Annotated in this window: 23 protein-coding genes; 13 read left to right on the top strand and 10 right to left on the bottom strand. The window is 65.9% G+C overall.

Annotated features, from left to right (window positions below; all coding sequences use genetic code 11):
• Positions 1-136 precede the first annotated feature (136 nt).
• Positions 137-1,207 (top strand): TerC/Alx family metal homeostasis membrane protein, encoded by a 1,071-nt coding sequence (locus C1H84_RS01910; protein ID WP_053798314.1) that lies wholly within the window; start codon positions 137-139, stop codon positions 1,205-1,207.
• A 103-nt stretch (positions 1,208-1,310) separates the two neighbouring features.
• Entirely contained in the window at positions 1,311-1,763 is a 453-nt protein-coding gene (locus C1H84_RS01905) for a MarR family winged helix-turn-helix transcriptional regulator (protein WP_053798313.1), read from the top strand.
• A 24-nt stretch (positions 1,764-1,787) separates the two neighbouring features.
• On the opposite strand, the gene C1H84_RS01900 is transcribed toward C1H84_RS01905, so the two are convergent.
• Complete coding sequence (locus C1H84_RS01900; protein WP_113606399.1) at positions 1,788-3,083, bottom strand: alpha/beta fold hydrolase; 1,296 nt, start codon at positions 3,081-3,083, stop codon at positions 1,788-1,790.
• On the bottom strand, positions 3,080-3,571 hold the full coding sequence (locus C1H84_RS01895; RefSeq protein WP_047119368.1) for a GNAT family N-acetyltransferase: 492 nt from the start codon (positions 3,569-3,571) through the stop codon (positions 3,080-3,082). The genes C1H84_RS01900 and C1H84_RS01895 overlap by 4 nt, the downstream gene beginning before the upstream one ends.
• Positions 3,572-3,633: 62 nt before the next feature.
• On the opposite strand from C1H84_RS01895, the gene C1H84_RS01890 reads away from it, so the two are divergent.
• The 3 genes from C1H84_RS01890 to C1H84_RS01880 all read left to right on the top strand — a co-directional run bounded on the left by C1H84_RS01890 (position 3,634) and on the right by C1H84_RS01880 (position 6,484).
• Positions 3,634-4,386, top strand: coding sequence for a metal-dependent hydrolase (locus tag C1H84_RS01890; protein ID WP_047119367.1), 753 nt, complete (start codon positions 3,634-3,636; stop codon positions 4,384-4,386).
• 190 nt (positions 4,387-4,576) lie between these two features.
• Positions 4,577-5,797: a hypothetical protein gene (locus C1H84_RS01885; protein WP_113606398.1), complete on the top strand. Its 1,221-nt coding sequence runs from the start codon at positions 4,577-4,579 to the stop codon at positions 5,795-5,797.
• Positions 5,798-5,824: 27 nt separating this feature from the next.
• Positions 5,825-6,484, top strand: coding sequence for a DUF2278 family protein (locus tag C1H84_RS01880; protein WP_113606397.1), 660 nt, complete (start codon positions 5,825-5,827; stop codon positions 6,482-6,484).
• 74 nt (positions 6,485-6,558) lie between these two features.
• Here C1H84_RS01880 and C1H84_RS01875 read toward each other — a convergent pair whose 3' ends face one another.
• The 5 genes from C1H84_RS01875 to C1H84_RS01855 form a co-directional block, all read right to left on the bottom strand.
• Complete coding sequence (locus C1H84_RS01875) at positions 6,559-7,584, bottom strand: M12 family metallopeptidase (RefSeq protein ID WP_047119365.1); 1,026 nt, start codon at positions 7,582-7,584, stop codon at positions 6,559-6,561.
• Between the two features lie 78 nt (positions 7,585-7,662).
• On the bottom strand, positions 7,663-8,535 hold the full coding sequence (locus tag C1H84_RS01870) for a hypothetical protein (RefSeq protein WP_047119364.1): 873 nt from the start codon (positions 8,533-8,535) through the stop codon (positions 7,663-7,665).
• 151 nt (positions 8,536-8,686) lie between these two features.
• Positions 8,687-9,763, bottom strand: a complete 1,077-nt coding sequence (locus tag C1H84_RS01865; protein ID WP_047119363.1) for a hypothetical protein — start codon at positions 9,761-9,763, stop codon at positions 8,687-8,689.
• A gap of 71 nt (positions 9,764-9,834) precedes the next feature.
• The gene (locus tag C1H84_RS01860; protein ID WP_047119362.1) at positions 9,835-10,026 is read right to left on the bottom strand and encodes a hypothetical protein; all 192 of its coding nucleotides are present in this window, start codon (positions 10,024-10,026) and stop codon (positions 9,835-9,837) included.
• Positions 10,027-10,121: 95 nt separating this feature from the next.
• A complete protein-coding gene (locus C1H84_RS01855; protein ID WP_113606396.1) occupies positions 10,122-12,656 on the bottom strand; it encodes a DEAD/DEAH box helicase in 2,535 nt (844 codons plus the stop codon).
• A 76-nt stretch (positions 12,657-12,732) separates the two neighbouring features.
• Between C1H84_RS01855 and C1H84_RS01850 the strand changes: the two genes are divergently transcribed.
• Both C1H84_RS01850 and C1H84_RS01845 read left to right on the top strand, forming a co-directional pair.
• Positions 12,733-13,524 carry a trans-aconitate 2-methyltransferase gene (locus C1H84_RS01850; RefSeq protein WP_047119360.1) on the top strand — a complete coding sequence of 264 codons (792 nt, stop codon included), beginning with the start codon at positions 12,733-12,735 and terminating at the stop codon, positions 13,522-13,524.
• 71 nt (positions 13,525-13,595) lie between these two features.
• Positions 13,596-14,075 (top strand): GNAT family N-acetyltransferase, encoded by a 480-nt coding sequence (locus C1H84_RS01845; protein ID WP_047119359.1) that lies wholly within the window; start codon positions 13,596-13,598, stop codon positions 14,073-14,075.
• 24 nt (positions 14,076-14,099) lie between these two features.
• Here C1H84_RS01845 and C1H84_RS01840 read toward each other — a convergent pair whose 3' ends face one another.
• Positions 14,100-14,753, bottom strand: coding sequence for an MBL fold metallo-hydrolase (locus C1H84_RS01840; protein ID WP_047119358.1), 654 nt, complete (start codon positions 14,751-14,753; stop codon positions 14,100-14,102).
• 79 nt (positions 14,754-14,832) lie between these two features.
• Here C1H84_RS01840 and C1H84_RS01835 point away from each other — a divergent pair, with 79 nt between their 5' ends.
• Complete coding sequence (locus C1H84_RS01835) at positions 14,833-15,210, top strand: GntR family transcriptional regulator (protein ID WP_047119357.1); 378 nt, start codon at positions 14,833-14,835, stop codon at positions 15,208-15,210.
• A 42-nt stretch (positions 15,211-15,252) separates the two neighbouring features.
• Here C1H84_RS01835 and C1H84_RS01830 read toward each other — a convergent pair whose 3' ends face one another.
• Entirely contained in the window at positions 15,253-16,713 is a 1,461-nt protein-coding gene (locus C1H84_RS01830; RefSeq protein ID WP_113606395.1) for an MbnB/TglH/ChrH family RiPP precursor modification enzyme, read from the bottom strand.
• Positions 16,710-16,937: a hypothetical protein gene (locus tag C1H84_RS01825; protein ID WP_146955821.1), complete on the bottom strand. Its 228-nt coding sequence runs from the start codon at positions 16,935-16,937 to the stop codon at positions 16,710-16,712. Before C1H84_RS01825 ends, C1H84_RS01830 begins: the two co-directional genes overlap by 4 nt.
• A 217-nt stretch (positions 16,938-17,154) precedes the next feature.
• Between C1H84_RS01825 and C1H84_RS01820 the strand changes: the two genes are divergently transcribed.
• The 5 genes from C1H84_RS01820 to C1H84_RS01800 all read left to right on the top strand — a co-directional run bounded on the left by C1H84_RS01820 (position 17,155) and on the right by C1H84_RS01800 (position 23,898).
• On the top strand, positions 17,155-18,663 hold the full coding sequence (locus C1H84_RS01820; protein WP_181728009.1) for an outer membrane protein assembly factor BamB family protein: 1,509 nt from the start codon (positions 17,155-17,157) through the stop codon (positions 18,661-18,663).
• Positions 18,664-18,759: 96 nt separating this feature from the next.
• The gene (locus C1H84_RS01815) at positions 18,760-19,422 is read left to right on the top strand and encodes a phosphatase PAP2 family protein (RefSeq protein ID WP_082123918.1); all 663 of its coding nucleotides are present in this window, start codon (positions 18,760-18,762) and stop codon (positions 19,420-19,422) included.
• A gap of 122 nt (positions 19,423-19,544) precedes the next feature.
• Positions 19,545-22,415 carry an excinuclease ABC subunit UvrA gene (gene uvrA / locus C1H84_RS01810; RefSeq protein ID WP_113606392.1) on the top strand — a complete coding sequence of 957 codons (2,871 nt, stop codon included), beginning with the start codon at positions 19,545-19,547 and terminating at the stop codon, positions 22,413-22,415.
• Between the two features lie 109 nt (positions 22,416-22,524).
• Positions 22,525-23,226, top strand: a complete 702-nt coding sequence (locus C1H84_RS01805; RefSeq protein ID WP_244910798.1) for an HAD hydrolase-like protein — start codon at positions 22,525-22,527, stop codon at positions 23,224-23,226.
• Positions 23,227-23,898 carry a lysophospholipid acyltransferase family protein gene (locus C1H84_RS01800; RefSeq protein WP_113606391.1) on the top strand — a complete coding sequence of 224 codons (672 nt, stop codon included), beginning with the start codon at positions 23,227-23,229 and terminating at the stop codon, positions 23,896-23,898. It abuts the gene before it with no gap.
• Positions 23,899-23,900: the final 2 nt, after the last annotated feature.

The raw sequence follows: 23,900 nt of genomic DNA, 5'->3' as shown, positions 1-23,900 counted from the left end.
TAGGGGAGTATCCCAAATGCTGTGAACGTCAGCACGCGAATCAACGGCGATTCGCCGGGCGCAGCAGCCGAATTTCGCACCGCCGGATCGCGGTGCGGCCGGCGGAGAGACTTGCGAATATCAGCCATACCCTGCAATGAAAGGTCGCTCTTCCGTGGGCATTTCCGGGTTAACACTTCAATTTGAAACCATCGCACTGATCGTGCTGTGCGCGGTGCTCGTCGCCGATCTACTTTATGTGACCAAGCGTCCGCACATTCCTTCCATGAAGGAAGCTGGCATCTTCGTCGTCATCTACATCGGCCTGGCGCTGGCCTTCGGCGGCGTGCTCTGGTGGCAGGCAGGCCCGCAGCTCGGCCAGGAATTCTACGCCGGCTGGGTTACCGAATACGCACTGTCCGTGGACAACCTGTTCGTGTTCATCATCATCATGGCCCGCTTCTCGGTACCGCGAAAGTACCAGCAGGAAGTGCTGATGTTCGGCATCATCATCGCGCTGATCCTGCGCGCGATCTTCATCGTGGCCGGCGCAGCCATCATCGAGCAGTGGTCGTGGGTCTTCTACATCTTCGGAGCCTTCTTGCTGTGGACCGCATGGAACCAGCTGAAGGACGAGGGCGACGAAGACGAGGAAAGCGGCCTGGTCAAGAAGCTGACCAGCAAGCTGCCGATCTCCGACAGCTTCGACGGAAACAGGCTGCGCACCGTGGTCGACGGCAAGAAGCTGTTCACCCCGATGGTGATGGTGTTCATCACCATCGGCATGACCGACCTGCTGTTCGCCTTCGACTCGATCCCCGCGATCTTCGGGCTGACCCAGTCGGCGTTCATCGTGTTCACCGCGAACATCTTCGCCCTAATGGGCCTGCGCCAGCTGTACTTCCTGCTCGGCGGCCTGATGAACCGACTGGTGTTCCTGAAGCACGCACTGAGCTTCATCCTTGCGTTCATCGGCGTCAAGCTGGTCTTCCACGCCCTGTATGAGAACCAGGTGCCATTCATCAACGGCGGCGAGCCGCTGCACCAGTTCGCCTGGCTGGACATTCCGGTGGGCATCTCCCTGCTGGTGATCCTCGGCGCGATTGTCGTCGCCACCGTGCTGTCGCTGTGGACCCCGATGGGCCGCCGAGCCGCCGAAAAAGCCGAGGAAGCCGAGGCGATTTCCGCGGCAGCCAAGGCCGCGGCCGAGGCCAACGACGGCAAGTAGCAACGTCAGGCGAACTGCCCGCCGCCTGCCCGACCAGGGCCGGTCAGGCGGGCTTTTCGCTGTCCGGAATCCACCATTAACGCATTCTGCTAGGGTACACATCATGAGCACCACACCGTCCGCCGTCACCGAAACCGCCGCAGGAATTGCGGTGGCCTCCGGCACCCTCTCCCGACTGCTGGGGCATGCCGCCGGGCAGGGGCGATCCGTCACCGCCTGGCGCGTGCTCTCCGGGCTGGACCGGGACGGGGCGCAGCGCGTGGGGGATCTTGCACTCCAGCAGCGCGTCGCGCAGCCGACCATGACCGGACTGGTCATCAGGCTGGAACAGGACGGCCTGGTCGCCCGCCGTCCCGATCCCCACGACGGCCGCGCCAGCCTGGTCGAATTGACCGGGCAGGGCAGGAACGAGGTCGAAGCCTACCGGTTGCGCGCCTACACGGCGCTGGCCGGCGGCATCCAGACGCTGCCCGAAGCCGACCAGCAGATTCTGGGCACCGCCGCGCCGTTGCTGCAGAAGCTGTGCGATGAACTGGCCGCCCAGCTGGACGGCTGAACGGCCTGAACGCGCCAGCCAGGCCTAGGACCCGGAAAGGCCCTTCGCGGCGGCTTCCGGGTCCTCGCCATTTGTCATGGCCAGCAGTCGGCGGAAGATCGCCGGACCCTCGTCGCCCAGCCCGTCGTGGTGGAAGTCCTCGGTCACCCAGGCCTGCAGGCCCTTGACTCGCGAGGCGGTTTCCAGCGACAGTTCGCGGTCCACGTAGACGTCGTCGTGGTAGACCGCCGCGGCCACCGGCACGGTGTTCTCGGCCAGCACACCCAGGTCGTACAGCGGGCCGAAGTGCTCGTGCTCGGCCAGGATCCGGGCCACGTCCTCCAGCGGGCGCAGGACCGGGTCCTCGGCGAAGTGCCAGCGGAAGATCATCTCCCCGGTCAGCAACGGGGTCTTCGCATGCGAGGTGAACTGCGGGAACTCCGGCAGCACCGCCTCGGCCGCGAAGTTCGTCGCCGAGCCCTGGGCGTAGATGCTCTCGTGCATCAGCGCATACAGCGGGTTGGCGGCGAAGGATGACTGCGCGTAGAGCGCCTCCAGGAAGGTGTCCGACAGGCGCGGGCCGCCGGGGGTGTCGATGAACGCTTCCTCGAACACATGGTGCAGCAGGTGCACCCGGCTGTTGCCGCCTAGGTACATGCCCAGCATCTGCACCAGCGGCACGGTGACGCGCTGCCCGTTGGGCAGCACCTCGTCGCCGCCGTGGCGCACGTGCTCGTAGATCCGGCCCAGGACCTCGAAGTCCTGCGGATACCAGGAGAAGTACTCGGTATTGCGTTCGGCCATGCGCTGGTAGGTCGCCCGGTAGACATCCCGCGGATCGGCATCCAGGGAGGCCAGGCCGCCGGTGACCAGGCAGCGTTCGAGGGACTGCGGGAACAGCGACAGGTAGGTGAGCGTGCAGAACCCGCCGTAGCTCTGGCCCAGGGTGCTCCACATGTCGATGCCCAGGTGCTCGCGCAGCGCCTCGGCATCGCGCACGATCGAGTCCGCGCGGAAGTGCTCCAGGTAGCGGGCCTGGGCGGCGAAGTCGCCGCGCAGCGGCAGGGACTTCCGGGTGGCAGGGGTGGACAACCCGGTGCCGCGCTGGTCCAGCAGCAGCACGCGGAAGTGCTTGACCGCCTCGGCCAGCCAACCGGACAGGGATCCGGGACGCGGGGACTTCCCGCCCGGTCCGCCCTGCAGGAACAGCAGCCAGGGCAGGGTCGCATCGGTGCTGATCTCGCGGGCGAACACGCTGATCTTCTCGCCGGCCGGGCGCGTGTAGTCCAGCGGGACCTCGATGCGGTGCTCGGTGACGTCCATGCCGCGGTAGTGGTTCATCGTGCTGCTCCTTTGGTGCCCAGGGCGGTCAATGCGTCGCCGTCCAGGCGGCGGGTGGTCCAGCCGTCCATGGAGGACGAACCGATCGAATCGTAGAACTTGATGGCCGGCTCGTTCCAGTCCAGCACCGCCCATTCCAGGCGCTTGTAGCCGCGCTCGACGCAGATCTGCGCAAGCGTTTGCAGCAGCGCGGTGCCGGTGCCCGATCCGCGCCGGGCGGAGCGCACATACAGGTCTTCCAGGTGGATGCCGTGGCGGCCCTCCCAGGTGGAGTAGGTCAGGAACCAGATCGCCACGCCGATCACGGTGCCGGACTCGTCCTCGGCCACGTGGGCGAAGACCTTGGGGTCCGCGCCGAAAAGGTGGCTCTGCAGGTCCTGCACGGTGTTGCGCACCGCGTCCGGCTCCTTCTCGTACACTGCAAGTTCGTGGATCAGCTCCAGAATCTGCGGGCAGTCGGCCGGTGTTGCTTCGCGCACATTACTCATGTGCTCAAGCTTACCGCCGCCGCGCCGCCAATTCGTCGGTGACCAGTCTTAAGGTTGAATCCATGATGGGTGGACACCACGCCATGAGCGGCGCTGCCGCATGGCTAGCAATTACGACTCCGGTGAGCATTGGCTCCGTAGACCTCGGCTTCGGCGCGCTGCAGATGGATCGGTGGGAAACGCTGGCTGGGGCGATCGTGTGCGCGGGCGCCGCGCTGCTGCCCGACGCGGACCACCACGGCGCCACTATCGCCAGGTCGCTGCCGCCCATTTCAAGCATCTTCACCCGCATCATTGGCAAGGTCTCCGGCGGACACCGCAATGGCACCCATTCCATCCTAGGCATGGCGTTTTTCATCCTGCTGGCCTGGCTGGCCAACGGCTGGGCGGTGCAGACCGCGGCGCTGGGCATCGTGTATCCGGCCGCCGCGCTGTTCGCGGTGTTGCTGATCTCCTTCGCCGTGAAGTCGGTGAAGTTCATGCCCCCGGCCCTGTGCTGGGTCATCGCGCTGGCGGCCGGGGCGTTTGTCGGCATGAATACGCCCGAGGAGAACCAGTGGTTCCTGCTGGCGGTCGCCGTCGGCGTGGCGGCGCACGTGCTGGGGGACATGCTCACGATCGGTGGCTGCAACCTGATCTGGCCGATCAAGATCCGCTCCCCGCGCTGGTTCCGGCGCCTGCCGGTCATCGGCTCGGTGTGGAAGGCCAACGGACGGGTTGCCGTGCCGGTTCTGGCTGCAACCGGGTCCGCCGCCGAATGGACTCTGGCCTCACTGCTCACCGTGTACGTGGGGGTCGCACTGATCGTCGCATGACCGCGCCGGCAGGACCGGGGATGCGGCAGATCCTGGTAATGCTCGTGTAACGGGCGCCGGCGGACACTGGGCTTATCCGTGTACCGGCGTATCTCCCAGGCGGGCCTCGCGGTCCTGCACCGGGGTGGTGTTGCTGGTTCCTTGTATCCTGCCGGCGACGCGCAGAGCTGCGCCGGCGGGTTGAAATGCTATGCATTTCCCTGAGCCGTGGGAGATCATCGAGGTACTGACCATGCCGAACACCGGCCCCCTTCCGCAATTCACCGCAAACATGGCCCAGCAGCGTTTTCCGATAGTCGTTTCGGATCTCACCGCCTTGCAGGATGAAGCGCGCTATCTATCCCAATTGCCGCCGCCGGCGGTCCATCAAAACAGCGCGGTGCAGGATGTCGCCAAGCTGGACGAGGCGATCAAGCAGCACCTGAAGACCGCGCAGGCGCGGCTGACCAATCCGCGGTTCAAGATGATGCTGGGCACCACGCTCATCGGCAGCGTCCTGGCCCACCTGCACGCGGCGGAGTCCATGATGTTGCGGCGCGGAGACACCGACTATCTCATGGGGAAGCTGCCCAAGATCCGGACCGATATCAGGAACCACCTCGCAACGATGGATCCGCAGCGAATTTCGTTCGAACAGCTGGTCAAGGACCTGGAGGAGATCCACACCACCGCTGACAAGAAACGGGCTTATCTGCAGCAACCGCATATCCGCGAGGAAATCATCAGCGCGAGCATCGCAGCCAATATGGCCTACCGCCGGGAGTATGCGCGAATGCTCAGTTTCCATCGGGGCTTGAGCGTCTGGAGCGTCGTATTGCTCATTCTGGGCATCGGGTTGGGGCTCTGGGGAGTGGCCAGGCCGACCGATCTGGCGATCTGCTTCAACCCGGAAGGGAAAAACGTCGTGGTGTGCCCGAGCAACGAAAGTCCGCTCCCGGCAACCCTTGCTGCCACCGGGGATGGCGCCGGCGGAACGACATCCGAAGCAGATGGCAAGAGCAGCGAATCCGTCGCCGCCGAGAACAGGGCAGTTTTCGACCGGGATGCGGTGATCGCGCAGACGGCCGGCAAGGCGGATATATTCCTGCTGATTTTCGTTGGCATGGTTGGCGCTGCCATCACGGCAGCCAGTTCCTTCAGGAAGGTCGGCGGCACGGCGACGCCCTTCAACCTTGCGATCGCGTTGGCTTTCCTGAAGCTGCCATTGGGCGGGCTGACCGCCGTATTCGGACTCTTGCTGATCCGCGGAGGATTCTTCCCCGGCCTCTCAGACCTCGACAGCGCCCCGCAGATCATCGCGTGGGCGGTCATTTTCGGTGCCGCGCAGCAGCTGTTCACCTCCATGGTGGAGAAGCAGGCCAAGCGGGTGCAAGACCAGGTCGGGGAGATCGACGAACCTGCAAGGGCCTGATCTTCGAGACGAGGAAGGAATATCCGAATGCCGCTGGCCAACGGGTACGGGGTGCTGATCGGGACCCTGCACGACTACTACCGGGACCCGCCGGATGACTTCGGGCGCTACTACCACGGCAACCTGGTGATCCACGCGCCGGCCGGCAACTACAAGTGCGCCATCGACGTGGATCCGAAGAACATGCCCGACGGCGTGCAGTGGCGCACCGTGCGGCTGCGCGCGCTGGACTTCGCGGCGCTGTCTTCCCTAGCCGACGGCTGGCACCCGCTGGCCTCCGATCCGTCCTCCGGGGCGCTGGACTACATCCGCGCCGCGGTGCTGCACCCGCCGGTCATCGTCCACCTGCTGCGCTTTTCAAGCTGCCTGAACCGGCTGCTGGCCTGGCTGCGCTGGAACCCGCCGTGGAAGAGCGGTACCGGGTTCCAGGCGCTGACCGAGCTGGAAAGCGTGATTTATGCGGGCACCCGGTTCTTCGTGTTCGGCGAGCCGTTCTCCAGCGGGCTGGGAGTGCACAACGTGCACCAGAACCAGGGCGACCCGGTGGGCGGCGGGCACGATGCGGAGAACTGGATCTGGCAGGATGGCGGCACCATCGTGCTCAAGCCAGACGGGAGTCTGCTGGGATTCCTGAACAAGTTCCAGACCCAGTCGTTCAAGACCGATCAGACGGGCCGTCCGGCCTAGGTGTACAGCCCAGGGCGCAAGGGCGCCCCGGACCGTCCGGGATCCGACGGTCCGGGGCGCGATGCCGCGCGCGGCTACCAGTACATGATGCTTGACTTGCCGCTGCCGCCTGCCCAGTACAGGCGCAGCCGCACCACGTAGCGGCGCCCGGCCAGCAGGCGGGTCTTCAGCTGGGCGTTCAGCCCGGTGCCGCTGTCGTCGTCGCCGCCCAGGTAGCGCAGCGAGCCGTTATCGTCCTCGAAGAGCACCAGCACCATGTCGGATTGGCCGAACGTGGCGATCGTGTAGTCCTGCGAGGCGTCCGGGACGATGGTGAAGTCCGCCTGCTGCCCGGCGGACAGCTGCAGCACCTTGGATTCAAAGGCTTTCAGCTCGGTGACGGCGGCGGTGGTGGCCGGGTAGAACTTCTTGGCCCACTCCTTGTCCTGGTCCGAGAGCCCTCCGGCAGGTTCCAGGCCGCCGGAATACTGGGCGGGCTGCACGATCAGGCCTGCGGGGAACCAGTACTCCATGACAGAGTTCGGATCCCACGGGGAGCCGTCCACCTCCTGCGCGCTGAACTTGTGCAGCACGTTCTGCTCGGTCTGCGCCCGCGTCCAGAAGTTCGGGGACCCGGTGAAGAACTTGTAGACCGCGTCCTCGTCCCACACGATGCCGGAGAACGGGTTCTGGTGCTCGTGCGGCAGGCCCAGGCTGTGCCCGATCTCATGCAAGGCGGTGGTGTGCCCGTAGTCGTCGGTCAGGTCCCAGCCGAAATTCATGGTGGTTTCGGTGGCGGGTATGCCCAGCAGGTCGCGTCCCACATAGGACCAGGATCCGTCAGCCTGGTCGAAGGCGATGCGGATTTCAGAGGATCCGCGGTCGGTGGTCTCGGTGAACTTCAGGCCCAGCGGCAGGGCCTTCCACTCGGCGAAGGCCTGGCGCACGGCTTCGCGCTGCGCTTCGGGCCCGTCGATGAAGAAGTAGTGCAGCTCGGTCTCATTGACCCAGACCTTGGACAGCACCCGTATGAGGCGCATCCGCAGGTCCGGCAGACCGGCCGGAAGCTCGCGTTGGACGATCGGCTTGGTCAGGCACAGCGGCCGGTTTTCATTGCTCATATCCTGCTCCCTGGATTCAGGTTTCACGGAGTTTCGAGGGTGCGCGCCGCACCGGGTGCGGTGCGGCGCGCGGTCTGCCTAGCTGACGTAGACGAGCGGAACGCCAAGGTAGTTGGCATTGCCGTCGGCGAAGTTCAGCTGGGCGTTGGAGCCTCCGCCGCGCGCGTAGACGTAGAGCGCGACGGACAGCAGCAGGTAGGCCTGGTCGGCACCGAGCAGATCCGAATAGTACATCGTGCGCCAGCCGTCGAAGCGGTCGTTGACGTTGATGTTGTCATCCCCGGTCGACAGCACGTTCACGCTGCCGGCCGGCTTGTAGTTGTACTGGTAGCCGCGGGCGGTCATCGAGATGTTGACCTTCGCCTCCTTGGAGTCGAACCATCCGTCGTCCGCCCGCACGATGTAGAAGCCGTTGAACGGGACGTAGATGGTCTGGGCGTAGTTGCGGTTCTCCGGGGCGCGGAAGGTGAACCACCAGTCCATGTACAGGGTGAACGAGCCGGCGCCGGTGCCGAAGAGCCCCGAGCCGGCGCCGCTGGCCCAGCAGGACGCGTCGATGTTGCCGGGGTTGTAGCCCTGCCAGGCGATGGCCCCGTTGGAACCGTGTAGCGTGCCGTAGTACGGGGTCAGCCAGCCCACCGCCGCCGCGGAAGGCCCGTTGCCCATGACCGCGGAGAGCGCCGTAGATTCGCGCGGCGCCTGCTCGGCCAGCGTTGCCGCGCAGGACTTCATGTCCTTCGCCGCTGCTTCCTCTGCGGAGGAATCGCTGCCCAGGTACGAGGCCAGGGATTCCGGCAGCGAGTCCTGCAGCGCGGCCAGGCTGCGCTGCCCGCGCGTCTCGACGTCGGCCAGCCGGTCGGCCTGCGCCTTCTGCAGGGCGACGACCTCTTCGCGCCGGGCCGCTAGCAGCCGGTCGAAGACCAGATCGGTCCCCTCATTGATATCCGCCATGATTTTTCCCCCTCATGCTGAGGCCAACGCCCGTGCCGTAGCCGGTGGATACCGGGTCGGCCGCCCGGGTTCGGGCGCGTCGGCCGCGTGGAGGCTCCAGCGTAGCCGGAGCGTCGTTACCCGGTTATTACCCCGGCGTTACGCGCCGGGATCATCCGGTGGACACCCGGTAGGCGACGCTGTTCAAGGTGGCCGGGTCCTCGTCGAAGGTGCCATGCGCGGAGGCCAGGCAGCGCCGGCCCGGGGCGCCGACTTGGGTCTTGGACCAGGTCGCGTCCGCCGCGGCGGTGCCCAGGAAGCCGGTCAGGTCCGCATCCGCGGCGACCGAGCGTTCCAGGCCGAGCAGGCCGACGCCGCGTTCGGCTTCCAGCGCGGAGCTGATCAGGCAGAGCAGCGAGCGCGGGTAAAGCCACAGCACGCTGTCGTCTTCTTCCAGCTGCCGGTGCAGGCCGAACAGGTGCAGCTGTTCGATGCCCTGCGGCGAGCCGACGAGCGGGCGCAGCAGCCGGTTGAAGTCGGCGATGGAAAGGGCCGCTGCCAGCAGGTTCAGCGAACTGACGCCGGTGCCCGAGCCGTGCTGCAGGTACAGCGGCAGGAAGCGTGAGTGGAAGATCGCGCCGGCCGAATGCCCTGCCGCGTGCACCTGGACGGCGCCGGGATTCCGGGCGGTGAATTCGGCTAGCCGCTGCGCCACGTAGGCGGCGCCGCCGTCCGCGGCCACGGCCTGGTCCGCGCCGACCTTCATTTGCGCCCAGACCTTCTGGCCCAGCGGGCGCACTGCCCGTTCCACCCCGGCGCTCCACAGGTCCTCGACGAGGTTGCGGGCCCGGCCCTGTTCCTGCAGCTCGCGGGCGCCGCTGCGCGGCAGCAGCGAGCACAGGGCGTCGAGCAGCCCGGTCTCCCAGATGAAGAAGATAGGGTAGATGCCGTGTTCCAGCCAGTGCGGCAGCAGGCGGGAAGCGCCGATGATGCCGCGCGCCTCGCTGACCAGCCCGCCGTGCGCCCAGAAGAGCAGCCGCAGCGGGCCCTCGTGCTGCTCCATGTAGCGGGGCAGGTGCTCGGCGAAGATCGCGTCCACGTCCTCGGCGCTGGTGACCAGGGCGCCGTCGTCGGAGAACTGCCCGTTGGAGAGGTTGACCAGGTGCGGGCGCAGGGCCTCCAGGTCAAGGGTGGGAGGCAGCGAATGCAGCGTCGCCGGTTCGGCTGGCTGCAGGCTCAGCAGTGTCATGGGGTGCTCCTTTGCGGTGCCGCGAACGCGGTGTTGGCACAAAGGATGGGCGCTGTAGCGTTACCGGAGCATTACCCGCCGGCTTGGGCCGGGGGATTCTCGCCCCGGTACACCATGGCCAGGCCTGCGGCGAGCAGGGCGAACTGCACGATGGTGGGCACCGCGCCTTCGGCGGAGAACAGCACCGACCAGCCGCTGAGCAGCAGCACTAGGGTCGGCAGGAGGATCAGTGCGCCGCACAGGCGCAGCCGCGGACCGTTCATGGCCAAATCCTACGACACGGCCCGCGGCAAGGCCAGAGCTGCTGGCGCTGCCGCGGGCCGTAGAAAGCACGCAGGTGCGGGGGAGTGGGAGGGACTCAGGAGTCCAGGCGTCCCACGGCGGTGACCGTGACCACCGGCTCGCCCACCGCGTCGGAGTCGTCCAGCGAGATGGTGGCGTTGATGCCCCAGTCGTGGTTTTCCTCCGGGTCGGCGAAGATCTGCCGGACCTCCCAGATCCGGCCGGGCTTCTCGGTGACGATGAACAGCTTGGAGCTGCGCCCGGTCGGGCCGTCGTCGATGTCCTCGTGCTCGTCGAAGTAGTCGTCCATGGCGTCGGCCCAGGTGTCCGCGTCGAAGCCGTTGTGCTCGTCCAGCTCACCCAGCGCCTTGTCCTGCTCGTCGGCGAAGAGCTTGACGCGGCGGAACATCTCGTTGCGGACCATCACGCGGAAGGCGCGCACGTTGCTGGTGAGCTTCTCCGGGGCCGGCGGGGTGATTTCCTCGGACTCGTCGTGCAGTTCGCCGCGGGAGAGCTCCTCCCACTCGTCAAGCAGCGAGGAGTCGATCTGGCGGATCATCTCGCCCAGCCACTCGATCAAGTCTTCCAGGTCCTCGCGCAGCGCGTCCTGCGGAACGGACTGGCGCAGCGCCTTGTAGGCGTCGGTCAGGTAGCGCAGCAGCACACCCTCGGAGCGAGCCAGCTGGTAGTACTGCACGAAGTCGGAGAAGCCCATGGCGCGTTCGTACATATCGCGCACCACGGACTTGGGCTGCAGCTCGAAGTCAGCCAGCCACGGGGCGCCGGCGCGGTACTGCTCGAACGCCGCCTCCAGCTTCTCGGCCAGCGGCATCGGGTAGGTGACCTCTTCCAGCGCGGTCATGCGCGCGTCGTAGTCCATCCCCTCGGCCTTCATCGCGGCGATCGCCTCGCCGCGCGCCTTCTTCTCCTGCCCGGAGAGCACCTGGCGCGGCTTTTCAAGGGTCGCCTCGATGGTGGAGACCACATCCAGCGCGTAGCTGGCAGAGTCGGGGTCAAGCAGCTCCAGGGCCGCCAGCGCGAACGGGGACAGCGGCTGGTTCAGCGCGAAGTTCTGCTGCAGGTGCACCGTCAGCTCGTAGTAGTTGCCGTACTGGTCTGGCTGCTCGCGGCGCACCACCACGCCGGTGGCGATCAGCTCGCGCAGGATGCCGATGGCGCGCAGCTTCAGCTTGCGCTGCGTGGAGGGGGTCTCGTGGTTCTCGGTGAGCAGGCGCACCGCGGCCTCGAACGCGTTGTCCTCGCGCTCCAGGAGGTTCAGCAACATCGAGTGCGAGACCTGGAAGGAGGACTTCAGCGTCTCGGGGGCGGCGTCCACGATCTTCTCGAAGGTCTTCTCACCCCAGGTCACGAATCCCTGCGGCGGCTTCTTCTTGGGGATCTGCTTGAGCTTGGTCGAGCCCTCGCCGTGCTTCTTCAGGGCCTTTTCCATGGCCTTATGATTCTCGATCGCGTGCTCCGGGGCCTGCACCAGCACGGTGCCAGCGGTGTCGAAGCCTGCGCGTCCGGCGCGTCCGGCGATCTGGTGGAATTCGCGGGCGTTCAGGATGCGGGTGCGGGTGCCGTCGAACTTGGACAGCGCGGTGATCACCACGGTGCGGATCGGCACGTTGATGCCCACACCAAGGGTGTCGGTGCCGCAGATGACCTTCAGCAGCCCTGCCTGCGCCAGCTGCTCGACCAGGCGGCGGTACTTGGGCAGCATGCCTGCGTGGTGCACGCCGATGCCGTGGCGGACCAGGCGGTTCAGCGTCTTGCCGAAGCCCGCGGCGAAGCGGAACCCGGCGATCAGCTCCGCGATGCGGTCCTTTTCCTCGCGGGTGGCCACGTTGATGCTCATCAGCCCGGTGGCGCGGTCGATCGCGTCCAGCTGGGAGAAGTGCACGATGTAGATCGGCACCTGGCGGGTCTTGATCAGCTCCTCCACGGCTTCCTGCACCGGGTCCATGGAGTAGTAGAAGTGCAGCGGAATCGGACGCTGGGTGTGCGCGACGGTGACGGTGGTCTTGCCGGTGCGCTCCTCAAGCTCCTTCTCGAAGCGGGACACGTCGCCCAGGGTCGCGCTCAACAGCAGGAACTGCGCCTGCGGCAGCTCGATCAGCGGCACCTGCCAGGCCCAGCCGCGCTGCGGGTCGGCGTAGAAGTGGAATTCGTCCATGATCACGCAGCCCACGTCGGCCCGCGAGCCTTCGCGCAACGCGATGTTCGCCAGGATCTCCGCGGTGCAGCAGATGATCGGGGCATCCGCATTCACCGACGAGTCGCCGGTGACCATGCCGACGTTCTCCGCGCCGAAGATCTTGCACAAATCGAAGAACTTCTCCGAGACCAGCGCCTTGATCGGCGCGGTGTAGAAGCTGATCTGGTCGCGGGCCATGGCGTAGAAGTGCGCGGCGATCGCGACCATCGACTTCCCGGAGCCGGTCGGCGTGGCCAGGATGACATTGCTGCCGCCGGCCAGGGCCATCGACGCTTCGTCCTGGGCCGGGTACAACTCGATGCCGCGGGTGGACACCCAGCGGCCGAAGGCCTCGTAGATTTCGTCGTCGGATACGTTTTTCGCGTCTGCAGGCAGGTAATCGGTGAGCAACATGATGCTCCAAGCCTATCCTTTGCGAACTGTGACCACGGGCTAGGCGATGACGCGCCGCGCGAATATGCTCTGGAATATGAAGTGGGACCCGACAAAGTACACCGAATTCGCCGACTACCGCGGCCGCCCCTACAAGGACCTGCTCGGCCAGCTGGGCGAGCTGGACCCAGCGAAGGTTGTCGACCTGGGCTGCGGGCCGGGAAACATGACCCGGCTGCTGGCCCAGCGCTGGCCACAGGCGCAGGTCACGGGTCTGGACTCCTCGCGGGAAATGATCCAGCGCGCCTCTGGCAGCGAGCACGAGCCGAATCTGGGATTCGCGCTGGCCGACGCCATGCACTGGCATCCGGACCCGGACACTGACCTGTTGTTCTCCAACGCCATGCTGCAGTGGCTGCCGGGGCACCGCGAGCTGCTCAGGGTGTGGCTCGATGAGCTGAAACCCGGAGCCTATGTGGCCATCCAGGTGCCGGGGAACTTCGGCTCCCCGTCCCATGCGGTGATGCGCCAGGTCGCCGACAGCGCCGCCTGGGCGGACAAGCTGGTCGGGGTGCTGCGCCACGACGACGTGGTGGGGGAACCTGACGAGTACCAGCGCATCTTGCTGCAGGCTGGGTTCCAGGCGAACGTCTGGGAGACCACCTACCAGCAGGTGATGATCGGCGAGGACCCGATCCTCGACTGGGTGCGGGGCACCGCGCTGCTGCCGATCAAGGCCGCGCTGAGCGCCGAGGACTACCAGCGCTTCGAGGATGACTACCGGGTGCAGATCTCGGCACACTATCCCTCGTTCGCCGGACCTGACGGAACGAAAGTCACGAACTTCCCGTTCCGCCGCATCTTCATGATCGGCCGCAAGCTCGGCTGACGACGCGCGTCCTGCCACCCGGCAGGCCACCGGCTCTGGCGCGACCGGGCCAAGCGGAGCATACTGTGTGCATGGACGCGTACGATGCCTTTCTTGCGGCACCGGAGCACTGCCTGAATCTGGCCCGGCTGCAAGCCGACTTCAATCGAGAGTTCGATTCGCCGTGTCCGCCGGTTGAGGTGCTCGCGCGGCGTCTGGAGTCCATGCTGGCCAGCGCGCAGTGTTTCGCCGTCGCCGCCCAAAATGGGCACGGCCTCGTGGGGCACGCGCTGCTCACCCTGCGGCCCACCATCTATTTCGACGGGCCGCTGGCGGTGCTCGACGAACTCTACGTGCAACCCGCCCTGCGCGGCCGGGGCATCGGGTCAGCCCTGGTCAGCTGCCTGCTCCAGGAACTGAAGCGGCGCGGCAGCCTGGAGCTGCATATCAACGTGGACGAGGACGACACCGGAACGCGGCGCTTTTATGAGCGCCACGGCTTCGCCAATCGCGAGCCGGGCAGCGAGTGGCGCATGCTGCTGTACTTCCAGGAGCTGCCGCCAGCCGGATAACCTGCGGCAGCCGCCTGAGGGTTCCTACCAGCCGCGTTCGCGCCATTCATCCAGGTGCGGACGCTCGGTGCCCAGATCCGTGGTACCGCCATGGCCGGGGAGGACCTTGGTCTCGTCGGGGAAGCGGTCGAAGATGCGTTCGGTGACGTCGGCGATCAGCGAGCTGAAGCGCTGCGGATCCTTCCAGGTGTTGCCCACCCCGCCCGGGAACAGGCTGTCGCCGCTGAGGATCACCGGCTGGCCCGAGGAATCCACCAGCGCGTAGGCGATGGATCCCGGGGTGTGGCCGCGCAGGTGGATCGCCTCGATGACCACGTCGCCCAGCTGGATCTTCTCTCCATGGGAGAGCGGATGGCTGATCTTCACACCCGACTCGTCGGCGATGCCCTGCCTGTCGTCGGCCCCCGCATAGGTGGTGACCGGGTACTTCTCGACCGCCGCGGCCAGCGCGCGCACATGGTCCCAATGCTGGTGGGTTGTCGCGATGGCAACGATCTCGGTGTCCGGTCCGTCCTCGGACGCGGCGGAGATCAACTCTTCAATGGCGGGGAAATCATCGGCCGCATCAACCAGCAGCTGCTTGCCGCTGGCCCTCTCGGTGATCAGGTACACGTTGTTGCTCATCTCGGATACGGAGATCCAGCGGATGCTTACATCGTCCAGAAGAAGTTCATTCATGTCCCCAGACTACGGGGAAACCAGGTGCGTACACGATAGGCTCGGAATACGACATCCAATCTATGAAACGGAGCGTTGCATGACCGACCTGGATTTTGTCAGCCTCGACCAGAAATCAACGGTAGCTCCATATCAGCAGGTGCGCGAGCAGATTCTGACGGCCATCTCCGATGGCAGGCTCGCCCCGGGAACCAAGCTTCCCTCGGTGCGCGCGCTCGCCGGATCGCTGGGCCTTGCAGTGAACACTGTCGCCAAGGTCTACAAGGAGCTGGAGCTGCAGGGTGCGGTCGCCACCCGCGGCAGGCACGGGACGGTAGTCCAGGCCGCGGAGGACCGCGGGGACCAGGAAGTCAGCGACGCCGCCGCCGACCTGGCGCGGATCTCGCAGATGTGGAACGTGGACGAGGAGACCGCGGTGAAGTACCTGCGCGCCGCCTTCAGCTCGCTGCCCAAATAATCCGCACCCGCGAAGTGCCGCGGAATTCTCGGCCCGGTCCCTTCAGGCGGATGGCGCTGCGGGTGGAGTCACCGTCAACGAATATCTGCCTGCGGGAAGCTTCGACGGCATCCGTCCCGCACGCAGCGCGCCGAGCAGCTCGACGGGGTCCATGGTGAAGTCGACCAGTTGCTCGCGGCCGGTCATGATCGCCTGGTTGGCGGCCAGCTCGAATGCCGAGACCTGGGCAAGATGCGGTACCTCGGACCCGAGCGAACCGGACAGCGCCCATTCGATGAATTTGCGCGCCTCATTCGAAGCCATCTGCTCCGACGGGGTGCATGCCCAGAAGTCATCCAGCACCTGATCCACGCGGGCGGCGCCGAGCGTGAGCAGCAGCAGGCGCGTGGTCAGGGGCAGTGCGTCGGCGACCTTTCCGGCCCTGGCGGCGGAAATCAACTTGCGGATGACCCCGGCGCCGTCATCCCCGGCCAGTGATTCGGCGAAACCCGGAGCGGTGTGTTGGTGCGGCAGCAGGACCGAAGCCAGCGCTTCCTCCCATTGGCCAGGCGCAGGCAGCACCGGGCCCGGACGGGCTCCCGCTCGGCGCGGACCCGGAACCGGTGCCTCGGAAACCGCCGTGCCGCGCAACTGCCACAGTTTCCGCAATTGCGCGAACTGGTCGATCAGCGCATCATCGGTGATGCCGTAGGCCAGCAGGAACTGGGGCATGATCTCGAAGGTGATGGCCTTCAGATTCGGCAGCCGGGGCACCACCTGCCGGGCAATGTCCATCAGTTCCGGGTCGGCGAGCCCGCTATGCGCGTCGACCCAGTACCCGCCGTATTCCTGTCCGCCTGCCAGGTGCATTTCGATGACCCGCTCCAGCGGCAGCTGGTTGACCACCTCGCAGATGGGCTGGCGGCCATTGCGTTCGTTGGCCCAGAGATTGTGCAGGTCCAGGAGGATCCCGCAATCGGCCTGTTCGGCGACGGAGCGGAAGAACTCTCCGTCCGGCATTTCGCCGGGCAAGGGCTTGAGATAGTTGACCCCGGTTTCGACGGCGAGCGGCACCGGCAGGTGGCGTTTCAGGAAGCGGATGTTGTCCACCGCGCAAGCCACCGACTCGGGGGACTGGATCGGGGGAAGCAGGAAACCCATGTCGATCTCGCCGCCGGCTTGCCGCAGCCGATTGAAACTCAGGTGCTCGCTGGCCCACGGGGCGCCCAATCGGATAATGCTGCGCACGAATGCATCAACCTGTTCAGGGTCCGGTGGGCAGGTTCCTCCGACGGGGAAGCCGACACCGTGGGCCAGGCAGGTCTGCGGAGCCTCGGCGAGGTGGCTGAACACCGCTTCATCCAGCATGTACCCGTGTGTGTCGGGCCCGGGCTGGAACCAGAAGGCCTGCGGTTCCAGTTCGAGCACGTCCACGCCGTTGTCCGTCCGGGAGAGCACCCCGTCGAGGGCAGGCCAGTAGATCACTCCGACGCCGAGCTCGGGCAGAGCGGTGAGCGGAATCAAGCCAGCTCGTCCATCGGGCGGACAACAAGATCCTCATCGACCATGAACCTCCGGGCCAGATCGAAACGGATGTCGAAGCCCGAGCAACAGGCGGGGCAGCCGAGCCGTCCCAGCACCTCGCGCTGAATTTTCTGCATCTGGTCCAAGTCGTACATCGCCGTGGCGGGAACCGTCACCCTGATGGTTTTGTCTTCCAGCAATACCGATCGGTTCAGTCGTTCCATCGCAGTCTCCTGGTTCTCGACGTGGGCGGGCTGCGCAAAGCGCTATCCGCGGGAGTTGCTGCGGCACTCCTGGAACACATGATGCGGGGCAGTCCATTACCCACGTATTACTGGGTACCTCTCACCAATGTTTTCCGGCTGTGGAAAACCTTCCACGAATTTTTCAGTAGCTCATAGGCTGTGCCAATCGACCCAACGGAAGATTCGGGAGCACACCATGAACCACACTGCTGAAAACCGGTTGAAACTGCCAACCGCTGTCGCGGCCTGCCTGATGGTCGGCCTGCTGGCAGGTTGTACGGCACCGCCTGCGCAGCCCGAGCCCCCTGCGGTTGACCGCAGTGCGCAACCGGTCTCGCTTGCCTGGAGCAGCAAGGAGAACGTCGTCTCGGAAATCCAGGTCGAAGAGCAGCTTGGTTTGGCCATCGCCTATGTTGAACGCCAGCGCAAGCTGACGCTGGTGGCCCGCGAGCTCGCCGACGGTTCGCTGCGCTGGAAGCGCGAGGCATCGGTGGGGCACAACCCCGGGGGCATGAGGATGAGGCTGCCGGTGTTCGAGCACAACGGAAGCCGGATGGCGGCATTTGTTGAATCGGTGAAGGGGAAATCCGAACGGCTGGTGGTCATTGACCTCGCTACCGGGAAGAACACCTCGGCGAGTATTGAGGTTGACTTCATGACCAACCGTCCCGTTGAATGCGAAGAGACCTGGTGCGTTGAGGGTGACAGGAAATCCGGAGAACCGGTGAACATGCGCTACGACATGGAGAAGGGCCGCTGGAAGCAGCTCGCCGGAGAGGACCTTCCCACCCCGAAAAAGAATCCGGACGACCGATTCGTCGGCGAAGGTCTCTCGTCGTCGTCGCAGCGCGGGCCCGGGGAGGAACTGCTCAGCTACGCGCGGGACGGCAAGATCCTGTGGAGCGTGCCCTACGAACAGGTCTTCGACTCGTACTACTCCACGGACAACGGGTGGGAGTGGACTACGTTCGAGGAACCGCAGCAGATCTTCGTCGGCCATGGTTCCCGGATTGACTACCAGTACCACCCCGAAGGCGATGCCTACGTGCAGGACTGGAACAAGGACGCCATGATGGTCGGGATCGACCCAGACACCGGAAAACGCCGGTGGGCGGTGCCCGGCGCGGACCAGGACTGCTCCGGAATCGTTGAGACCCGCCAAGCCCAGACGCGCAGCACCTTCGTCACCTGCAGATTCCACCAGGCGTTGGCTACGGTGCAGCCGTCCACCGGCAAGCGCGGGGCGCTCACGGGCCTCGAATGGGACGTTGCAGGCATCGACGCGGCCACCGGCAAGGAACGCTGGGCGTATGACATGCCCGGATACGAGAAAGCTGTGGAACTGGCCAAGGCCAACAACAGAATCCTCGGCGACCAGAAATACGTGATCGTCCCCATGGCCTCGGGATTCGCCGCCGTGGACAGCTCGACCGGGGAAAAGCTCGAACTCTCCCACGTCCTTGGTGACACCGTCTTGTGCACCAGCGACCGCGATTCGGTGGAAGTCAGGCACATCGACGGATACGAACAGACGGCCTACCTGAGGGTGCCGCAGACCGTGCAACCATGCACCCGTGACACGCAGAAGGCCACGAAGGACCTTCCGCTGTATGCGGAGTTCCAGCGCACAGGCAAGGACCAGCAGCGGATCGCGGTGCTCCCGGACCGCGCGGGCATGGTCGCGTACCGCATGCCCGATGAATAGTGCCCCAGGCGGCAAACCCTGCGGGAAGCTTCTCTGGGAACAGGCCTGAAACTTGCTGGAATACCCTCCCAGAAACCAGGCCTACAATCACGTCTCATGACTACAGAATCCGCTCGGGTCACGTCAACGCGGCCTGCCATCCCAGTGCTCATCGCCCTGGGCCTCATGGCGCTGTCACTGCCGGCATTTATAGTCCGCGAACAGCTGTACACAGCGGTCACCGCGGCGGCCGGTTCCTCCCCGGCACTCACCCTGCTGGCGGTGTTCTTCGCCGACGCGGCGTTGCTGCTGCTGGTCTTGTTCACCGCCGGGCTGGCCGTATGGTCATGGTTCAGGGACCGGGCGGCGTTCGCGAGGCTGGTGCTGGGAGGCCTGGGAGTGATCCTCGCCTACGCCGCAAGCAGCACGCTCAAGCTGATCCTGACCGAGGCGCGGCCCTGCCAGAGCATTCACGTGGCCATTGCGGAAACCTGCCCGCCGCACGGGGACTGGTCCTGGCCTTCGAACCACTCGGTGCTCGCCGCCGCCTTCGCGACCGCCTGCGCCTTGGCCATCGTGCGGCTGCGCTGGTACCTGGCCGCCACGGCCCTGCTCATCGCCGTGGCGCGGGTGGGAGTCGGCGCGCACTACCCGCACGACGTGCTGTTCGGTCTTGGCCTGGGCATGCTGGTGGTCCTCGTTGTGTTCAATTTTCTCCCGCGACTTGTCCGTCGCCTGCCCGGAACCGCGCGGATCGCCCAGCAGGCCGGCGGGCACTGAGCCCGCCCGGTGCGGGGGATCGCACGGCGCTCGCCGGTCGACGGTGCGGCCTTTGGCGATTTGCATGTGAGTTGCGTCAGAGTTCACACTCATTCGAAGCAATTTTCGATTAGTATTGCTTCGTGGCTATTACTGCAGAGAGCAAGAAAACTGATCTGACGCGCCTGGTCGTGAAGGGCGCGCGCGAGCACAACCTGAAGAACGTGGACATCGATCTGCCGCGCGACGCGATGATTGTCTTCACCGGCCTGTCCGGGTCCGGCAAGTCCTCCCTCGCGTTCGACACCATCTTCGCCGAGGGCCAGCGACGTTATGTCGAGTCGCTCTCTGCCTACGCGCGAATGTTCCTGGGCCAGGTCGACAAGCCGGACGTGGACTTCATCGAGGGCCTGTCCCCGGCGGTGTCCATCGACCAGAAGTCCACTAGCCGCAACCCGCGTTCCACTGTCGGCACCATCACCGAGGTCTACGACTACATGCGTCTGCTCTGGGCGCGCGTGGGCCGGCCGCACTGCCCGGAATGCGGCGAGCCGATTTCCAAGCAGACCCCGCAGCAGATCGTGGACCAGCTCATGGAGCTGCCCGAGCGAACCCGCTTCCAGATCCTGGCTCCCGTGGTCCGCGCCCGCAAGGGCGAATTCGTCGACCTGTTCGCGGAGCTGTCAGCCAAGGGCTTCTCCCGCGCCCGCGTGGACGGGCAGACCATCCAGCTGACCGATCCGCCGAAGCTGGCCAAGCAGGTCAAGCACACCATCGAGGTGGTCGTCGACCGCCTGGCCATGAAGGAGGAGGTCCGCCAGCGGCTGACCGACTCCATCGAGACCGCGCTGGGCATCGCCGACGGCCGCGTGCTGGCCGACTTCGTGGACCTGGAGGACGACGACCCGAAGCGCCTCCGCTCCTTCTCCGAGAACCTGGCCTGCCCGAACGAGCACCCGCTGGCCATCGACGAGATCGAGCCGCGCACCTTCTCCTTCAACAACCCCTTCGGCGCCTGCGCCGCCTGCTCCGGCATCGGCACCAAGCTGGAGGTGGACGAGCACCTGATCGTCCCCGACGACGAGGTGACCCTCAGTGAGGGCGCAATCGCCCCGTGGTCGCTGGGCAAGGCCACCACCGAGTACTGGAACCGGCTGATCGAGGGCTTGGGCAAGGACCTGGGCTTCAGCATGGACACCCGCTGGAAAGACCTTCCCGCCGCAGCCCGCCAGGCCATCCTGAACGGCAAGGACCACAAGGTCGTGGTGCAGTACAAGAACCGCTTCGGCCGCGAACGCAAGTACTCGACCGGCTTCGAGGGCGTCATCTCCTACGTGCACCGCAAGCACCAGGAAACCGAATCGGACCACGCGCGCGACCGCTACGAGCAGTACATGCGCCAGATCCCGTGCCCGACCTGCGGCGGCGCCCGGCTGAACCCGGCCTCGCTGTCGGTGCTGGTGGGCGGCAAGTCCATCGCCGAGGTCTCCGCCATGGACCTGCGCAGCGCCGCCGAGTTCCTGACCACCCTGGAACTGAGCAACCGCGAGGCGCAGATCGCGGTGCAGGTGCTCAAGGAAATCGGCGCCCGCATGAAGTTCCTGCTGGACGTGGGCCTGGAATACCTGACCCTTGAACGCGCGGCCGGCACGCTGTCCGGCGGCGAAGCCCAGCGCATCCGCCTGGCCACCCAGATCGGCTCCGGCCTGGTGGGTGTGCTCTACGTGCTCGACGAGCCGTCCATCGGCCTGCACCAGCGCGACAACCGACGGCTGATCGAGACCCTGCTGCACCTGCGTTCGCTGGGCAACACCCTGATCGTGGTGGAGCACGACGAGGACACCATCGCCGAGGCGGACTGGATCGTTGACATCGGCCCTGGCGCGGGCGAGCACGGCGGCGAAGTGGTGCACTCCGGCTCCGTGGAGGGGCTGAAGGAGAACACCCGTTCGCTGACCGGCGACTACCTTTCGGGCCGCAAGCAGATCGAGATCCCGTCCAAGCGCCGCAAGGTGGACAAGGACCGCAAGCTCAAGGTCGTCGGCGCCAGCGAGAACAACCTGCAGAACGTCAGCGTCGAGTTCCCGCTGGGCGTGCTGACCGCGGTGACCGGCGTGTCCGGCTCGGGCAAGTCGACCTTGGTCAACGACATCCTCTACAAGGTGCTGGCGAACAAGCTCAACGGCGCGAAGCAGGTCCCCGGCCGGCACACCCGTGTGCAGGGCTTGGAGCACCTGGACAAGGTGGTCCACGTGGACCAGTCGCCGATCGGCCGCACCCCGCGCTCCAACCCTGCCACCTACACCGGCGTGTTCGACAACATCCGCAAGCTGTTCGCGGAGACCAACGAGGCGAAGCTTCGCGGCTACCAGCCGGGCCGCTTCTCCTTCAACGTCAAGGGCGGACGCTGCGAGGCCTGCTCGGGCGACGGCACGCTGAAGATCGAGATGAACTTCCTGCCGGACGTCTACGTGCCCTGCGAGGTCTGCCACGGGGCGCGCTACAACCGCGAAACCCTGCAGGTGCTCTACAAGGGCAAGAACATCGCCGACGTGCTGGACATGCCGATCGCGGAGGGCGCCGAGTTCTTCAGCGCCTTCACCCCGATCGCCCGCCATCTGAAAACCCTGGTGGACGTGGGCCTGGGCTATGTCCGCCTGGGCCAGCCGGCGACCACGCTCTCCGGCGGCGAAGCGCAGCGCGTGAAGCTTGCCGCGGAGCTGCAGAAGCGCTCCAACGGCCGCTCCATCTACGTGCTGGACGAGCCGACCACCGGCCTGCACTTCGAGGACATCCGCAAGCTGCTGCTGGTGCTGCAGGGGCTGGTGGACAAGGGCAACACCGTGCTGACCATCGAGCACAACCTGGATGTCATCAAGTCCGCCGACTGGGTCATCGACCTGGGACCGGAAGGCGGTTCGGGAGGGGGCACCATCATGGCCACCGGCACCCCGGAGAAGGTCGCGAAGGTCGCCGAATCGCACACCGGACGGTTCCTGGCCGAAATCCTCTAGCCCGGGGGCGCCGCGAGCGGCGAACCCGGGGGAACGGGCGCGGGTATATTCGATTTCAGTTATGGATTATTTACCCGCGTCCGCTTCATGGGATGATGTCCTAGTGAATATGTCGGTAACCAGCGTGCTCTTTGATCTGGACGGGACCCTCGTGGACCCTGCAGGGTCCATAACCTCAGGAATCCGCCATGCCTTGGTGGCCCATGGGCTCCCGGATCCCGGCGAGGAAAAAATCGAAGCGTTGGTCGGCCCGCCGCTGCAGATCGGGCTGCGCACCCTGGACGGTGTCACCGACGCGAATATCGACTCGGTGATCGCCGCCTACCGGGCCCGATACTCGGAGGTCGGCATGCGGCAGTCGGTGGTCTATCCGGGCATGCGTACGCTGCTGGACGGGCTTCGCGCCGCCGGCATCCACACCGCTGTCACCACCGCCAAGCCGCTCCCGATCGCCCGTGAGCTGATCGAGGCGCAGTCCCTGGCCGGCAGCCTGGATGCGGTGCACGGGAACACCGGCGAAGGCGGATCCCACGGATCGAGCAAGGCGCACATCGTGGCCGCCGCGTTGAAGCACGCGGATCTGGATCCGTCGCGTAGCGTGGTGGTGGGGGACCGGCACTACGACCTGGACGCCGCGCGCGCGAACGGCGTGAAGTCCATCGGCGTGCGCTGGGGCTTCGCCCAGGGCGACGAGCTGGACGCCGCCGACTACCGGGTCTCCTCCGCGGTCGAACTGGCGCAGCTGCTGCTGGGCAGGGACGGCGCGGCCGAATTGAACTTTGAAGAACTGATGCAGGAAGGTGCACGGTAGATGAGCATCTACACCATGACGCGATCCTCGATCCGCGGCATCATCCACGGCATCTGCCGCGCCGAGGTCACCGGCCTGGAGAACGTGCCCAAGGAGGGCGGCTTCATCGTCGCCTCCAACCACTTGTCCTTCTTCGACTCGCTGATCATCCAGGCGCTGACGCCACGCGATGTCGCATTCTTCGCGAAGGCCGAATACTTCACCACGCCCGGAGTGAAGGGCAAGCTGATGAAGTCCTTCTTCGAGTCGGTGGGATCCATCCCGGTCCAGCGCGGCGAGCAGGCCGCCTCCGTGGCGGCCCTGGATTCGCTGGTGGAGATCATCGAGGGCGGTTCCGGCATCGGCATCTACCCGGAGGGCACCCGTTCGCGCGACGGCAGGCTGTACCGCGGCCGCACCGGGGTGGGTTGGCTGGCGCTGACCACCGGCGTGCCGGTGGTCCCGGTCGGGCTGATCGGCACCGAGAAGCTGCAGCCCGCGGGCAGCAAGGGCTTCCGCCCGGCCAAGTTCCACATCCACTACGGCGAGCCGCTGTACTTCGACAAGCTCGGACGCAAGCACCCGCTGCCGCAGCGCCGCCTGGCCACCGATAGGATCGTCGACGCGATTGCCGAGCTTTCCGGCCAGGACCGCGTGGACTCCTACAACCAGCTGCCCCCGGACGCCAAGTAAGC

Source organism: Glutamicibacter soli, assembly GCF_003309065.1.
Classification (GTDB): domain Bacteria; phylum Actinomycetota; class Actinomycetes; order Actinomycetales; family Micrococcaceae; genus Glutamicibacter; species Glutamicibacter soli.
This window is presented reverse-complemented; position numbering and strand designations above follow the sequence as displayed.